Origin of the sequence: Agrococcus sp. GCM10030265 (genome assembly GCF_042666675.1) — a bacterium.
In the GTDB taxonomy this organism is placed as follows: domain Bacteria; phylum Actinomycetota; class Actinomycetes; order Actinomycetales; family Microbacteriaceae; genus Agrococcus.
Map to the genome: position 1 here is coordinate 168,401 of NZ_JBHTCZ010000002.1, position 13,652 is coordinate 182,052.

Genomic DNA, 13,652 nt, shown 5'->3' on the forward strand with positions numbered 1-13,652 from the left:
GTGCGTCGTCTCGGCTCGGTGGATGCGCGCCTCGTCGCACCCGCGGCGATCGCGTGGGCGGCGATGGCCGCGTGGTGGGGCAGCGACGCGCAGCACGTCGCCGCCGCCGTGGCCCTCGTCGTCGCCGTCGGCGGCGTCGTCGCGGCGCACCGCGTCGACCGCATCCGCTCGGTCGCGGCCGTCCTCGCCGTGGGTGCCGGGCTCGCAGGGCTGCTGCTGAGCGCACCCACGATCGGGCACGACCTCGAGCGCTGCGACGTGCTCACCCTCGAGCTCGGTGGCCACGCGGCCCCCATGCCGGCGCGCGTCGTCGAGGCGGCGTGCGGCGACGAATCGGTGCGCGACGCGCGCGTCGTGCTCGTCGAGCTCGACACGACGGGCGACGACGTCGCGCTCGGCGACGTCGTGACCGCGACGTGCGACGCGTGGCCGGGCGACGCGGGTGGGGCGGATGCGTGGCGGCTGGCGTGCACCGATGCGGAGCGCGTCGACCGAGCGTGGTGGTCGGGCTGGTCCGCGGGTGTCCGCGAGGGGCTGCGGCGGGCCACGGCGCATCTGCCGGGCGACGGCGGGGCGCTGCTGCCCGGGCTCGCGATCGGCGACACCTCCCGCGTCTCGCCGGCGCTCGACGCAGCGATGCTGCAGGCGGGCCTCACGCATCTCACGGCGGTGTCCGGCGCGAACTGCGCGATCGTCGTGGCGCTCGCGCTCGGCGCGGCGACGGCAGCGGGTGCCGGTCGTCGACTGCGCATCCTCGTGGCGGGCGGTGCCCTCGCGGCGTTCGTCGTGCTCGTGGGTCCCGAGCCGAGCGTCGTGCGCGCCTCGATCATGGCGGGGCTCGCGCTCGTCGCGCTGCACCGCGGCGTGCGCAGGGTGGGCCTCGCGCTGCTCGCGCTCGCCGTGCTCGTGGCCCTCGCCGTCGATCCGACGCTCGCGCGGTCGGCGGGCTTCGCGCTGTCGGTGCTCGCGACCGCCGGGCTCCTCGTGCACGCGCATCCGCTCGCCGATGCGATGGCGACCTGGATGCCGTTCCCGCTCGCCGCGGCGATCGGGGTGCCGCTCGCAGCCCAGCTGTGGTGCCTGCCCGTCCTCGTCGTGCTCGACCCGCGCGTCGCGCTCGTCGCGGTGCCCGCCAACGTGCTCGCGGCGCCGGCGGCGCCCGTGGCGACGGTGCTCGGGCTCGTCGTCTGCGCGGTGGCCGTGGTCGCGCCGGCCGTCGCCGCCGCGGTCGCGTGGATCGCGTGGCTCCCGTCCGCGTGGATCGCGGGCATCGCGCACGCGTCGGCACTGCTGCCCGCCGGTCCGCCGTGGCCGGCGGGATGGCCAGGGGTGCTGCTCGCGGTCGCGACGCTCGCTGCCGTCGGCGCGGGCGTCGCCGCCGGCCGCATCCGCCGCGGTGCCGTCGCGGCCGCATGCGTCGCGGTGCTCGCGACCGCGTCGGTGCAGGTGCCTGCGCTCGTCGCCCGCGCGACGCTGCCCGACTGGTCGATCGCGCAGTGCGACGTGGGCCAGGGTGCCGCCACGATGCTGCGCGTCGGTGACGCGACGGTGCTCGTCGATGCCGGGCGCGAGCCCGAGCCCCTCGCGGCATGCACGGCGCTGCTGGGAGTCGACCGCGTCGACGTGCTCGTCCTCACGCACTTCGACGCCGACCACGTCGGCGGCGTCGACGCCGTCGCAGGACGCGTCGAGCTCGTGGTGCACGGCCCGCCGGATGACGACGGCCGCCCGCTGCTCGACGACCTCGCCGCGCGCGGCGCGCGGCTGCACGAGGGAGGCGCGGGGGAGCGCATCCGCGTCGGCGATGGCGCGCTCGACCTGCTGTGGCCTCTCGACGCGCGCGTCGAGCCCGGCAACGACGCGAGCCTCGTCGTCGCGACGACGATCGGCGGCGAGCGCGTGCTCGTCCTCGGCGACCTCGGCGCCGACGCGCAGCGCGGCCTGCTCGCGGAGGGCGTGCCCGAGTCGGACGTCGTGGTCGTCGCGCATCACGGGTCGCCCGACCAGCACCTGCCGCTCTACGACGCGATCGGCGCCGCCGTCGCGCTCGTTCCCGTCGGTCCGAACGACTACGGGCACCCCGCGCCGGAGCTCATGGCCGAGCTCGAGCGCCGCGGCATGCGCGTGCTCCGCACCGACGAGCGCGGCACCATCGCGCTCGACGGCACGATCGCGTGGACGCAGCGGTGAGCGGCCGCGTCGCCCGTCGGCCCTACGCTGGAGGCATGCCGAGGCAGATGACGTGGGATGCCGCCGCTCCCGCACCCGTCGTGCTCGTCTCCGGCAAGGAGGAGTACCTCGCGCAGCGCGCGACGCAGCGCATCCGCGCCATCCTCGCGCACGAGGATCCGTCGCTCGAGATCTCGGACATCGAGGCCGACGCGTACGTGCCCGGCACGCTCATCCAGCTCGCGAGCCCGTCGCTCTTCGGCGAGCCGCGCCTCATCCGCGTCACGCGCGTGCAGGCCACGAGCGACGCCTTCCTCGAGGAGGCGCTCGCCTACGTCGCGCAGCCCGTGCCCGACACGACGCTCGTGCTGCGTCACGACGGGTCGAGCGTGCGCGGCAAGCGGCTGCTCGACGCGGTGCGCAAGACGCACGTCGAGGTGCCGTGCCTGCCGATCGCGAAGGACTCCGAGCGCATCGCCTTCGCGCGAGCCGAGATCCAGGGCGAGGGCCGCTCGGTGACGCAGGGCGCGCTGCGAGCGCTCACGGAGGCGTTCGCGAAGGATCTCGGCGAGCTCGCGTCGGCGTGCAGCCAGCTCGTGCAGGACACCCAGGGCGAGATCACCGACGAGACGGTGCGCGAGTACTACTCCGGGCACGTCGAGACGACGGCGTTCGACGTCGCCGACGCCGTCGTCATGGGCGACGCGGCAGGGGCGCTCGTGCGCCTGCGGCACGCTCTCGCGTCGGGAGCCGATCCCGTGCCGGTCGTCGCCGCCTTCGCGATGCGCTTCCGGCAGCTCGCGAAGGTCTCGACGAACCACGGGCCCGAGGGGCAGGCCGCGAAGGCGCTCGGCATGGCGCCGTGGCAGGTGCGCAACGCGCGCCGCGACCTGCAGCGCTACTCCGACGAGCGGCTCGGCCGTGCCATCGCCCTCATCGCCGAGACCGACCACGCGGTGAAGGGCGCCCAGCGCAGCCCGCACCATGCGCTCGAGCGCATGGTGCGCATCCTCGCGTCCTAGCCGCGGCTCACAGCGCGAGGCCGACGAGCAGGCCGAGCACCGCCAGGGCGACGGCCACGAGCCACACGAGGCGCGGATGGCGCTCGACGATGCTCGTGGCCCCCGGGTGCAGCGCCTCGAGCTCACGGGCGGTCGTGGATGCGGGGAGCGTCGCGAGGGGCACGCCGGCGGCCGCGAGCGCGGCACGCGCCGAGCCCGTGCGGCCGCGCCGCTCGGACCAGGTCGCGCGGGCACGGGTGCGGCCGTCGCGGTCGACGAGCAGCAGCCGCACGGCGGGCTCGGGCCCGAGGCGCGAGGGACGCAGCACGATGCCGAGCACCGCACGCGTCACGTCGCCTCGCGCGAGGGATCGAGGCGGCAGGAGCACGCGCGAGATGCGCACCCGCTCGCCGTCGAGCGCGATCGTCGTGGTCCACCGCGGTGCCACGAGCAGCAGCGCGACGAGCGCCGAGCCGCCGAGCACGATGCACACGCTCGCGGGCACCAGCACGGGGTCGTCGCGATCGTCGACGCCGAGCGCGAGCACCGTGCCGACGACGACGGCGATCGTCGACGCGGCGATCAGGGCGCGCAGCAGCCGCACCTCCCACGTGGACAGCGCCACGAGCGTGTCGGGTGCGGTCATGCATCCACCCTGACGCACGCCGCCGGTCAGCGCCTGGGAACGACGAAGGGCCGGTCCGCGACGGACCGGCCCTGCGTGCGATGCCCGCTCGATCAGAGCGCGGCGACCTGCTTCGCGAGCGACGACTTGCGGTTCGCGGCCTGGTTCTCGTGGATGACGCCCTTCGAGACGGCCTTGTCGAGCTTGCGCGTCGCCTGCTTGAGGGCCGACTCGGCAGCGGCCTTGTCGCCGGCCGTGATCGCGGCCTTCGTCGCACGGACGTGCGTGCGCAGCTCGCTCTTGACGGCGCGGTTGCGCTGCGTCGCCTTCTCGTTGGTGAGGATGCGCTTGATCTGCGACTTGATGTTCGCCATGGTGATTCCTTCGTTCGTGATTGCCTGTGGGGCTGGCGGCCGACCGGGTGTGGGACTCGGAGGGCTCGTGGCCCCGGACACGCGATCGCGGAAGAGGGCGCGACGCATGGAAGCCAACAGGGAACTTTACCAGGCAGCCGGATGCGACGCCAACGCATCCGAGGGCGCGTCGCGCGGGCGCGCGTGCTCGCGGCGCGCCCGGTGCCGTGGGTGCTCCATGAGAGGATGGAGGGTCCGCTTCGCCCCCTGATCCACAGGAGCACCGTGCCCCGCTCGTCCATCGCCCTCGAGCCCGCCTCGACCGCACCCGAGCGCATCCGGAACTTCTGCATCATCGCGCACATCGACCACGGCAAGTCGACGCTCGCCGACCGCATGCTGCAGCTCACGGGCGTCGTCGAGGCTCGCGCGATGCGGGCGCAGTACCTCGATCGCATGGACATCGAGCGCGAGCGCGGCATCACGATCAAGTCGCAGGCCGTGCGCATGCCCTGGGACCTCGACGGCGAGACGTTCGCGCTCAACATGATCGACACCCCGGGCCACGTCGACTTCACGTACGAGGTGTCCCGATCGCTCGCCGCGTGCGAGGGCGCGATCCTGCTCGTCGACGCCGCGCAGGGCATCGAGGCGCAGACGCTCGCGAACCTGTACCTCGCGATGTCGAACGACCTCGAGATCATCCCCGTCCTCAACAAGATCGACCTGCCGGCGGCCGACCCCGAGAAGTACGCCGCCGAGATCGCGGGCCTCATCGGCGGCGACCCCGCCGACGTCCTCCGGGTCTCCGGCAAGACGGGCGAGGGCGTCGAGGCGCTGCTCGACCGCGTCGTCCGCACGATCCCCGCGCCGAGGGGCGTCGTCGAGGCTCCGCCGCGCGCGATGATCTTCGACTCGGTCTACGACGCGTACCGCGGCGTCGTGACGTACGTCCGCATGGTCGACGGCACGCTGCACCCTCGCGAGAAGGTGACGATGATGTCGACCGGCTCCACGCACGAGCTGCTCGAGATCGGCGTCTCGAGCCCCGAGCCCGTCGCGTCGAAGGGCCTGTCGGTCGGCGAGGTCGGCTACCTCATCACCGGCGTGAAGGACGTGCGGCAGTCGAAGGTCGGCGACACCGTCACGACGTCGCGGAACGCCGCGACCGAGCCGCTCCAGGGCTACGCCGACCCGAAGCCCATGGTCTTCTCGGGCCTGTACCCGATCGACGGCGGCGACTACCCCGACCTGCGCGAGGCGCTCGACAAGCTGAAGCTGTCGGATGCCGCGCTCGTCTACGAGCCCGAGACGTCCGTCGCGCTCGGCTTCGGCTTCCGCGTCGGCTTCCTCGGCCTCCTGCACCTCGAGATCATCTCCGAGCGCCTGCAGCGCGAGTTCGGCCTCGACCTCATCGCGACCGCTCCGAGCGTCATCTACGAGGTGCGCACGGAGTCGAAGGACGCCGTGGTCGTGACGAACCCGTCGGAGTTCCCCGAGGGCAAGATCGACGCCGTCATCGAGCCGGTGGTGAACGCGACCGTGCTCGCACCCAAGGACTACGTCGGCACGATCATGGACCTGTGCCAGACGCGTCGCGGCACCCTGCAGGGCATGGAGTACCTGTCCGAGGATCGCGTCGAGCTGCGCTACCGGCTGCCGCTCGGCGAGATCGTGTTCGACTTCTTCGACCAGCTGAAGTCGCGCACGCAGGGCTACGCGTCGCTCGACTACGAGGTCGACGGCACGCAGGAGGCCGACCTCGTGAAGGTCGACATCCTGCTGCAGGGCGAGCAGGTCGACGCGTTCAGCGCCATCGTGCACCGCGAGAAGGCGTACGCGTACGGCACGCTCATGGCCGGCAAGCTGCGCGAGCTCATCCCGCGCCAGCAGTTCGAGGTGCCGATCCAGGCGGCGATCGGTGCGCGCATCATCGCCCGCGAGACGATCCGCGCCATCCGCAAGGACGTCCTCGCGAAGTGCTACGGCGGCGACATCACCCGCAAGCGCAAGCTCCTCGAGAAGCAGAAGGAGGGCAAGAAGCGCATGAAGATGGTCGGTCGCGTCGAGGTCCCCCAGGAGGCGTTCATCGCCGCGCTCTCGACCGGCGAGCGCAAGGAGTCGTAGCGCTCAGCCCTCGAGGGCGGCGAGCTGCGCGTCGAGCGCGACCTGCCGCACGTCCTCGCCGAGCTCGGTGGGCACCTGCACGACCGCCACGGCGCCGTCGACGACGCGCCACAGCACGTCGACCTCGGGCGCCGCGGGCACGAGCGGCTGCGTGCTCGTCGAGGTGACGCGGATGCCGCTCCACCCCGGAACGTCGAGCGCCGCGAACGACTGGCCGCCCGTCTCCCACGTCGCCGTCGCACCGGGGCAGCCGGCGGCGATGCCATCGAGCGCGGCGGCGATCGACGCATCCTCGCCCTCGAGGATCGGGGCGGCGAAGAGCGCCGTCCGGTCGAGCGAGAGGTCGGTGCCGATGCGCAGGGGCGAGGAGAGGAGGATGCTGCTCGCGCTGGCGTAGGCGTCGTGCGCGGCGACGCACGCGGGCGACGTCGTGAGCCGCGGCTGGAGGTCGAGAAGCGGCTGCGCGCCCGCGGGCACCCACGGCTGCTGGTCGATCGCGCACAGGTCGGCAGCGCTCGGCGCGCGTCCCTCCTCCGCCGACGACCCGCTCGCGTCGCACGGGTCGCCGGCGACGTCGGCGCGCGGCTCGTCGAGCAGCGCGTCCTGCGCCGCGGTCGCCGTCTCGAGCACGGAGGCCGGTGTGCCGATGGGCACCTCGACGAGCGAGAGCGTCGTGCCGTCGACGCGCCAGTGCTGCTCGACGGCCGGCCCCGATCCCTCGATCCGCAGCCCCGACCAGCCGTCGACCGACGCGATCTCCGCGAGCGCGAAGGCGTTCGACGGTGCGGCCTCGGCACCGCACGCGTCGACGATGCCGTCGAGCGCGGTGCCGATCGCCATCGCGCGCTCGCCCTCGGCGACCCCGATGCGCACGACCGTCGCGCCGTCGTCGCCGCCGGTCGAGAGCAGCGACGAGAGCCTGCCGTCGAGCGATGAGACCAGCTGCTGCGTCTGCTGCGCCGTCGCGCGGCACGGCTCGTCGGCCGACGCATAGGCGGAGACGGGGGAGCCGGCGCCGGCGTCCTGCCAGTCGAGCCCGTCGATCGCGCACAGGTCGGCGGCCGTGACCGCGACGGACGGCGTCGCGACCGTGGCCCCGGGAGAGCCCGGGCAGGGTGCGTCGCTCGCCGCCGCGGAGGGCGTCGACGACGGGGCGGGATCCGCCGAGCAGCCGGCGAGGGCGGTCGCCCAGAGCACGGCGAGGATGGCGATGGGGAGGCGACGAGGCATGGGTCACATCCTCCGCCCACCCCGTGCCGGTCGCCTGGACGGCCTCCGAGCGGATGCCCTGAGCCGGCTGGCGCGCTATCCTCGCTGGGGCCGTCCACCCGGGGCGAGCCGCGAGACGACGTGGGGGACTCGCAAGTGCAGGATCTCGCCGGGCGGCAGGCCAACTACGGCATCATCGGCGCCACCGCCCACTTCGACTTCGACCGCTTCCCGCCGAAGGGCTTCGAGCTCGTCTCGAAGCGCGCGCGCATCGGCCATGGCCGCGCCCGCTACGACGCGGCGGTCGCGGCGCTGCGCACGTGGCGCGTGCAGCGGCTGAGCGGCGTCGAGGTCGACGTGCAGCCCACGGAGGACCGCTCGACGTACCGACCCGTCGGCTTCGACGGCAAGGATCCCGCTCGCGCCGCCCAGACCGAGACGCAGCAGGTCTTCGCTGCCGACGGCGAGCCCTTCCTGCAGCCCGGCGACTCCGCGATGCAGCGCATCCGCATCGGTCTCCTGCAGATCCACGCGCCCGTGCGCGTGATCGCCGTGGAGGACGAGGCCACCACCCACGCCGTGATCTTCGGCACCCTCGAGGGGCATCCGGAGGCGGGCGAGGAGCGCATGCTCATCGAGCTGGCCGACGACGACTCGGTGTACTTCCACCTGCGGGTGCTCTCGCGGCCGCATGCGTGGTGGGCGCGTCTGGGCGGTCCCGTGACGCTGCGCATCCAGCGACGGTTCCACGAGCGCTACCTCGACGCGCTGCGTCGCATCCACGTCGGGTGAGCGCGCTGCGCACGAGGGTCGCCTGATGGGCGCCCTGCCCGACGGCGACGCCGCGCCCGCGAGCGGTGCGCTACCCGCATCGGCCGCGGAGCACGCGGGCGAGCGCGCGTTCGGCGTCTACCTGCACGTGCCGTTCTGTCGCGTGCGATGCGGCTACTGCGACTTCAACACGTACACGTCGACCGAGCTGCGCGGTGCCCGGCAGGACGACTACGCAGACCAGGCGATCGCCGAGATCGCGCTCGCGGGCCGCGTGCTCGCAGAGCTCGCCGAGCACGACGCCGCCGTGCGGCGACCGGTGTCGACGGTCTTCGTCGGCGGCGGCACGCCCACGCTCCTGCCCCCCGGCGATCTCGCGCGCATGCTGGATGCGGTGCGCGAGACGTGGGGGCTCGCCGACGGAGCGGAGGTGACGACGGAGGCGAACCCCGACTCCGTCGACGCCGCCGACCTGCGCACGCTGGCCGACGCGGGCTTCACGCGAGTGAGCGTCGGCATGCAGTCGGTCGTGCCGCACGTGCTGCAGACCCTCGATCGCACGCACGACCCCGAGCGCGTGCCGCAGGTCGTCGCGTGGGCGAGGGATGCGGGGCTCGATGCGAGCGTCGACCTCATCTACGGCACGCCCGGCGAGTCGCTCGACGACTGGCAGCGCTCGCTCGACGCGGCGCTCTCGTACGACGTCGACCACCTCTCGGCGTACGCGCTCATCGTCGAGGAGGGCACGGCGCTCGCCCGTCGCATCCGACGCGGCGAGGTCGCGCCGGTCGACGACGACCTGCACGCCTCGATGTACGAGGCGGCCGACGCCGCGCTCTCGGCCGCGGGCTACGAGTGGTACGAGGTGTCGAACTGGGCGCGCGGCGGCGCCGTCTCGCGCCACAACCTGTCGTACTGGCACGGCGAGGACTGGTGGGGCATCGGCCCCGGTGCGCACAGCCACGTCGGCGGCGTGCGCTGGTGGAACGTCAAGCACCCCGCGGCGTACGCGCAGCGGCTCGCGGCGGGCGACTCGCCGGCGCTCGCTCGGGAGGAGCTCGACGCCGAGACGCGCCGCGTCGAGCGCGTGCTGCTCGAGACGCGCATCCGCGACGGCCTGCCCGTCGACGTGCTCGACGCCGACGGGCGCCTCGCGGTCGCAGGGCTCATCGCCGACGGGCTCGTCGAGGGCGCGGCCGCGCTGCGCGGCCGCATCGTGCCGACGCTCGCCGGCAGGCTCCTCGCCGACGCCGTCGTCCGGCGTCTGACGCCCGGCGTCTGACGCCCGTGCGCATGACGACGGGCACCCCGCGGCGCGGGATGCCCGTCGTGTCGACCGTCGTCGCCTACTTGATGATGCGCCAGTTGAACGGGTAGCGGTACGAGCCGCCCGCGTTGACGCGCACGGCGCCGACGATGGCGAAGATGAGGCCGAGCAGCGGCGGCACCCAGCACACGGCGAGGAACACGAAGCCGATGAGGATGAAGCTCGTGATGCTGCCGACCAGCACGAGGCCGACGAACAGGATCGTCATGAAGAGCTGGAAGTTCAGCGCCTCCTTCGACTCCTGACGCACGAAGGCGCTGCGGTCCTTGTACATGAGGAAGACGATGAGCGGGCCGAGCCAGCCGAGCGAGAGCACCCAGGCGATGCCGCCGAGGTGGCCGAGCATGGCCCACTGCTTCTCGTCCTGCGGCGACATGGGGGCGCCGGCCGGGTACTGCGGCTGGCCGGGAGCGCCGTACTGCGGGGCGCCGTAGGGCTGCTGCGGCGGCACCTGCTGGCCGGGCGCGCCGTACGGGGGAGCCGCGGGCGGCTGCTGGGCGTGCTGCTGGCCGGGTGCCCCGTACGGGGGAGCGGCGGGCGGCTGCTGCCCGTGCTGCCCGGGTGCGCCGAAGGGGGCCTGCGGGGCCTCGGGCGCGTGGTGCGCGGCGCCCGGGGCGGGGCTGGAGAAGGGCTGGGCGGGCTCGCCGGGGGCCGGGGCGGCCTGGGATGCGTCGCCCGCCTGGGGCGCGCCGAACCGGGGAGCCTGGGGCTCCTCGGGGGTCGCGGGGCCGTGGGGGTCGGTCATGGTCGAACCTCTCGATGACGGATGCCGAAGGGGGCTGGCGACCATCTTCCTCGCAGCAGGCTGAGAACGCACCCACCATCGCGGTACGATTGGCAGTCGAGAACGTCGAGTGCCAGACGAGGGGGGACGGACGATGGTGACGGATCGCGGCCTCGAGGTGCTGCGGGCGATCGTGCAGGACTACGTCGCCTCGAGCGAGCCCGTGGGCTCCCGCTCGATCGTCGAGCGCCACTCCTTCGGGGTGAGCGCCGCGACGATCCGCAACGACATGGTGCTGCTCGAGGAGGCCGAGCTCATCGTGGCGCCCCACACGTCGTCCGGCCGCATCCCCACCGACAAGGGCTATCGGGTCTTCGTCGACCGCCTGCAGGGCATGCAGCCCCTGTCCGCGGCGCAGCGCGCGGCGATCGCGCGGTTCCTCGACGAGGCCGACGACCTCGACGACGTCATGGCCCGCACCGTGCGGCTGCTGTCGCAGCTCACGAACCAGGTCGCGCTCGCGCAGTACCCCTCGGTCGCCAAGGCGCGCGTGCGCCGCGTCGAGGTCGTGCAGATCGCCGAGTCGCGCCTGCTGCTCGTCGTCATCCTCGACTCCGGGCGCGTCGAGCAGCGCATGGTCGACGCGGGCCAGCAGATCGGCGCCGACGCGGCGCAGACCATCGGTCGCGCGCTCGACGTCGCGGTCGCGGGCAAGCCCACGGTCGACGCCGAGGAGGCGCTCGTCGCCGTCGTCGACCGCGCTGCCCCCGCCGTCGCACCCGCGACCGAGCGGCTCGTCGCCGTGCTCGGCGAGGTGCTCGCGCCCACGGCGGGCGATCGGCTCGTCATCGCGGGCGCCTCGCATCTCGTGCGCGGCCGCCACGACCTCTCCGGCTCCGTGACGCTCGTCCTCGAGGCCATCGAGGAGCAGGTCACGCTGCTGCGCCTCTTCGGCGAGATGGATGCCGAGGCATCCGCCGTCGCGACGCGCATCGGCCGTGAGATGGCAGACGGGCTCGAGCAGACGTCGATCGTCACGGGCGCCTACGGCGCCGGCGGCCACGAGGCGGGCCGCGTCGGCGTGCTCGGCCCCACCCGCATGGACTACGCATCGAACATGGCAGCCGTCCGCGCCGTCGCGCGGTACCTCACCCGGCTGCTCGACGACGAGGAGCGATGAGCGATCACTACGAGGTCCTGGGCGTGCCCCGCGAGGCCAGCCAGGACGACATCAAGCGCGCATACCGCAAGCTCGCACGGCAGCTGCATCCCGACGTGAACCCCTCGGAGGACGCGGCCGAGCGCTTCAAGGACGTCACGCACGCGTACGACGTGCTCTCCGACCCGCAGTCGCGCGCCGACTACGACCGCGGGCCGCAGGCGCAGGGCTTCGGGCTCGGCGACATCTTCGAGCAGTTCTTCGGCGGGCAGGGCAGGCAGCAGGGGCCGAGGCCGCGCAGGCGGCCGGGCCAGGACTCGCTGCTGCGCATCGACCTCGACCTCCACGACGTCGTGTTCGGCGTGCACCGCGACCTGCGCGTGCAGACCGCGGTGCTGTGCGACACGTGCGACGGTCGCTGCACGGCGCCGGGCACGCGCGAGGAGACCTGCGACATCTGCGGCGGCTCCGGGCACGTGCAGCGTCAGGTGCGCTCGCTGCTCGGCAACATGGTCACGAGCCAGCCGTGCGGCTCGTGCCAGGGCCACGGCACCGTCATCCCGTACCCGTGCCCCACGTGCGCCGGGCACGGTCGCGTGCGCGCCGAGCGCTCCATCCCCGTCGACGTCCCCGCGGGCGTCGACACGGGCCTGCGCATCCAGCTGCCCGGCCAGGGCGAGGTCGGCGAGGCGGGCGGCGAGCCCGGCACGCTCTTCCTCGAGGTGCATGTCACCCACCACGACGTCTTCAGCCGCGAGGGCGACGACCTCCTCGGCACGCTCGAGGTGTCGATGATCGACGCCGCGCTCGGCACGGAGGCGACGGTCGAGTCGATCGACGGCCCCATCACCGTGACGATCGAGCCGGGCACGCAGTCGGCCGACGTGCTCACCGTGACGGGGCGCGGCGTCGGCAGGCTGCGCGGCTCGGGCCGCGGCGACCTGAGGCTCGGCGTGCAGGTGGCGACGCCGACGCGGCTCGACAGGAAGTCGGAGGAGCTCCTCGAGCAGCTGCGCCGACGGACGAAGCCGCCGGCTCCGCGCATGGCGCAGTTCCAGCAGGGGCTCTTCTCGAAGCTGCGCGACCGCTTCCTGCGCTTCTGATGGCCCACTGCTACTACGTCGACGCGCTCGACGTCGGCGTGGGGGAGACGGTGACGCTCGGCACCGAGGATGCGCGCCACGCCGCAACGGTGAGTCGCGCCCGCGTGGGCGAGGCGGTGCTCGTGGGCGACGGCCGCGGCACGATCGCCGAGGCGGCGTTCGTCGAGCTGCGGCCCGAGGTCGTGCTCGAGGTGCGGTCGGTGCGGCACGAGCCTGCGCCGAGCCCGCGCATCGGCCTCGCGCAGGCGCTCGCCAAGGGCGATCGCGACGAGCTCGCGATCCAGGCGGCGACCGAGCTCGGCGTCGACGTCGTCGTGCCGTGGCAGGCGGCGCGCTCGATCGTGACGTGGAAGGGCGAGCGCGGCGCGAAGGCGCTCGGGCGCTGGCGCTCGATCGTGCGCGAGGCGGGCAAGCAGTCCCTGCGGGCACACGTGCCCGAGGTGCAGGACGTCGTCGACACGCGGGGCCTCGCGGCGCTCGCCGAGCGCTTCCGGCTCGTCGTGCTCGAGCCGACGGCGGCGGCATCCCTCGCCGACCTCGAGCCCGACGGCCGCGACCTGCTGCTCGTCGTCGGGCCAGAGGGCGGCATCGCGCCCGACGAGCTCGAGCGGCTCGGCGGCGAGCACGTGCGGATGGGTCCGCACGTCGTGCGCACCTCGACGGCGGGGCCCGCGGCGATCGCCGCGCTCGCCGCCCGCTGGCGCTGGTGACGCGCGAGTACGCTGGGGCCATGGCAGAGCGAACCATCTTCGAGCGCATCGTCGCCCGCGAGATCCCGGCCGAGATCGTGCTGGAGGACGACGAGATCATCGCGTTCGCCGACATCGCGCCCAAGGCCGAGATGCATGTGCTGGTCGTGCCGAAGACGGCGCGCTACCGCGACGTCGTCGAGCTCGCGGCCGGCGACCCCGACCTGCTCGCCGCGATGGTGCGCGCCGCGAAGGCCATCGCGCTCGAGCGCGCGGCCGGCGACTTCCGGCTCGTGTTCAACACCGGCGAGCGCGCCGGCCAGACCGTGTTCCACGTCCACGCCCACGTGCTCGCGGGCGCCGACCTCACCGAGGAGTCCCTTGCCTGACGCACA

13 protein-coding genes are annotated in these 13,652 nt (G+C 73.8%); 9 read left to right on the forward strand and 4 right to left on the reverse strand.

The window, feature by feature from the left end; translation table 11 throughout:
* Both ACFQPP_RS04980 and holA read left to right on the forward strand, forming a co-directional pair.
* On the forward strand, positions 1-2,190 hold the full coding sequence (locus ACFQPP_RS04980) for a ComEC/Rec2 family competence protein (protein ID WP_376915449.1): 2,190 nt from the start codon (positions 1-3) through the stop codon (positions 2,188-2,190).
* Positions 2,191-2,225: 35 nt separating this feature from the next.
* Positions 2,226-3,191, forward strand: a complete 966-nt coding sequence (holA, locus tag ACFQPP_RS04985) for a DNA polymerase III subunit delta (protein ID WP_376915450.1) — start codon at positions 2,226-2,228, stop codon at positions 3,189-3,191.
* Between the two features lie 7 nt (positions 3,192-3,198).
* Here holA and ACFQPP_RS04990 read toward each other — a convergent pair whose 3' ends face one another.
* On the reverse strand, positions 3,199-3,816 hold the full coding sequence (locus ACFQPP_RS04990; RefSeq protein ID WP_376915451.1) for a hypothetical protein: 618 nt from the start codon (positions 3,814-3,816) through the stop codon (positions 3,199-3,201).
* 92 nt (positions 3,817-3,908) lie between these two features.
* Positions 3,909-4,169 carry a 30S ribosomal protein S20 gene (rpsT, locus tag ACFQPP_RS04995; protein ID WP_376915452.1) on the reverse strand — a complete coding sequence of 87 codons (261 nt, stop codon included), beginning with the start codon at positions 4,167-4,169 and terminating at the stop codon, positions 3,909-3,911.
* A 264-nt stretch (positions 4,170-4,433) separates the two neighbouring features.
* Here rpsT and lepA point away from each other — a divergent pair, with 264 nt between their 5' ends.
* Entirely contained in the window at positions 4,434-6,275 is a 1,842-nt protein-coding gene (lepA, locus tag ACFQPP_RS05000; RefSeq protein ID WP_376915453.1) for a translation elongation factor 4, read from the forward strand.
* Between the two features lie 3 nt (positions 6,276-6,278).
* Here lepA and ACFQPP_RS05005 read toward each other — a convergent pair whose 3' ends face one another.
* Positions 6,279-7,505: a hypothetical protein gene (locus tag ACFQPP_RS05005; protein ID WP_376915454.1), complete on the reverse strand. Its 1,227-nt coding sequence runs from the start codon at positions 7,503-7,505 to the stop codon at positions 6,279-6,281.
* A 135-nt stretch (positions 7,506-7,640) separates the two neighbouring features.
* Between ACFQPP_RS05005 and ACFQPP_RS05010 the strand changes: the two genes are divergently transcribed.
* Positions 7,641-8,276: a DUF1990 family protein gene (locus ACFQPP_RS05010; RefSeq protein WP_376915455.1), complete on the forward strand. Its 636-nt coding sequence runs from the start codon at positions 7,641-7,643 to the stop codon at positions 8,274-8,276.
* Positions 8,277-8,301: 25 nt separating this feature from the next.
* Positions 8,302-9,537 carry a radical SAM family heme chaperone HemW gene (gene hemW, locus ACFQPP_RS05015; protein ID WP_376915456.1) on the forward strand — a complete coding sequence of 412 codons (1,236 nt, stop codon included), beginning with the start codon at positions 8,302-8,304 and terminating at the stop codon, positions 9,535-9,537.
* A 64-nt stretch (positions 9,538-9,601) separates the two neighbouring features.
* Here hemW and ACFQPP_RS05020 read toward each other — a convergent pair whose 3' ends face one another.
* The gene (locus ACFQPP_RS05020; protein ID WP_376915457.1) at positions 9,602-10,327 is read right to left on the reverse strand and encodes a DUF4870 domain-containing protein; all 726 of its coding nucleotides are present in this window, start codon (positions 10,325-10,327) and stop codon (positions 9,602-9,604) included.
* Between the two features lie 133 nt (positions 10,328-10,460).
* Between ACFQPP_RS05020 and hrcA the strand changes: the two genes are divergently transcribed.
* Genes hrcA through ACFQPP_RS05040 form a run of 4 tightly spaced genes read left to right on the forward strand, consistent with a single transcriptional unit; the run spans position 10,461 to position 13,646 of the window.
* Positions 10,461-11,486: a heat-inducible transcriptional repressor HrcA gene (gene hrcA / locus ACFQPP_RS05025; protein WP_376915458.1), complete on the forward strand. Its 1,026-nt coding sequence runs from the start codon at positions 10,461-10,463 to the stop codon at positions 11,484-11,486.
* Complete coding sequence (locus ACFQPP_RS05030) at positions 11,483-12,568, forward strand: DnaJ C-terminal domain-containing protein (protein ID WP_376915459.1); 1,086 nt, start codon at positions 11,483-11,485, stop codon at positions 12,566-12,568. Before hrcA ends, ACFQPP_RS05030 begins: the two co-directional genes overlap by 4 nt.
* Positions 12,568-13,278 carry a 16S rRNA (uracil(1498)-N(3))-methyltransferase gene (locus ACFQPP_RS05035; protein ID WP_376915460.1) on the forward strand — a complete coding sequence of 237 codons (711 nt, stop codon included), beginning with the start codon at positions 12,568-12,570 and terminating at the stop codon, positions 13,276-13,278. Before ACFQPP_RS05030 ends, ACFQPP_RS05035 begins: the two co-directional genes overlap by 1 nt.
* A 20-nt stretch (positions 13,279-13,298) precedes the next feature.
* The gene (locus tag ACFQPP_RS05040) at positions 13,299-13,646 is read left to right on the forward strand and encodes an HIT domain-containing protein (protein WP_376915461.1); all 348 of its coding nucleotides are present in this window, start codon (positions 13,299-13,301) and stop codon (positions 13,644-13,646) included.
* Positions 13,647-13,652 lie beyond the last annotated feature (6 nt).

Excerpts from the sequence above, each read along its gene's own strand:
- rpsT (WP_376915452.1), bottom strand. The coding sequence starts at position 4,169 with ATGGCGAACATCAAGTCGCAGATCAAGCGCATCCTCACCAACGAGAAG.
- ACFQPP_RS05020 (WP_376915457.1), bottom strand. The coding sequence starts at position 10,327 with ATGACCGACCCCCACGGCCCCGCGACCCCCGAGGAGCCCCAGGCTCCC.
- ACFQPP_RS04990 (WP_376915451.1), bottom strand. The coding sequence starts at position 3,816 with ATGACCGCACCCGACACGCTCGTGGCGCTGTCCACGTGGGAGGTGCGG.
- holA (WP_376915450.1), top strand. The coding sequence starts at position 2,226 with ATGCCGAGGCAGATGACGTGGGATGCCGCCGCTCCCGCACCCGTCGTG.
- ACFQPP_RS05005 (WP_376915454.1), bottom strand. The coding sequence starts at position 7,505 with ATGCCTCGTCGCCTCCCCATCGCCATCCTCGCCGTGCTCTGGGCGACC.
- hrcA (WP_376915458.1), top strand. The coding sequence starts at position 10,461 with ATGGTGACGGATCGCGGCCTCGAGGTGCTGCGGGCGATCGTGCAGGAC.
- ACFQPP_RS05035 (WP_376915460.1), top strand. The coding sequence starts at position 12,568 with ATGGCCCACTGCTACTACGTCGACGCGCTCGACGTCGGCGTGGGGGAG.
- ACFQPP_RS05030 (WP_376915459.1), top strand. The coding sequence starts at position 11,483 with ATGAGCGATCACTACGAGGTCCTGGGCGTGCCCCGCGAGGCCAGCCAG.
- ACFQPP_RS05040 (WP_376915461.1), top strand. The coding sequence starts at position 13,299 with ATGGCAGAGCGAACCATCTTCGAGCGCATCGTCGCCCGCGAGATCCCG.
- hemW (WP_376915456.1), top strand. The coding sequence starts at position 8,302 with ATGGGCGCCCTGCCCGACGGCGACGCCGCGCCCGCGAGCGGTGCGCTA.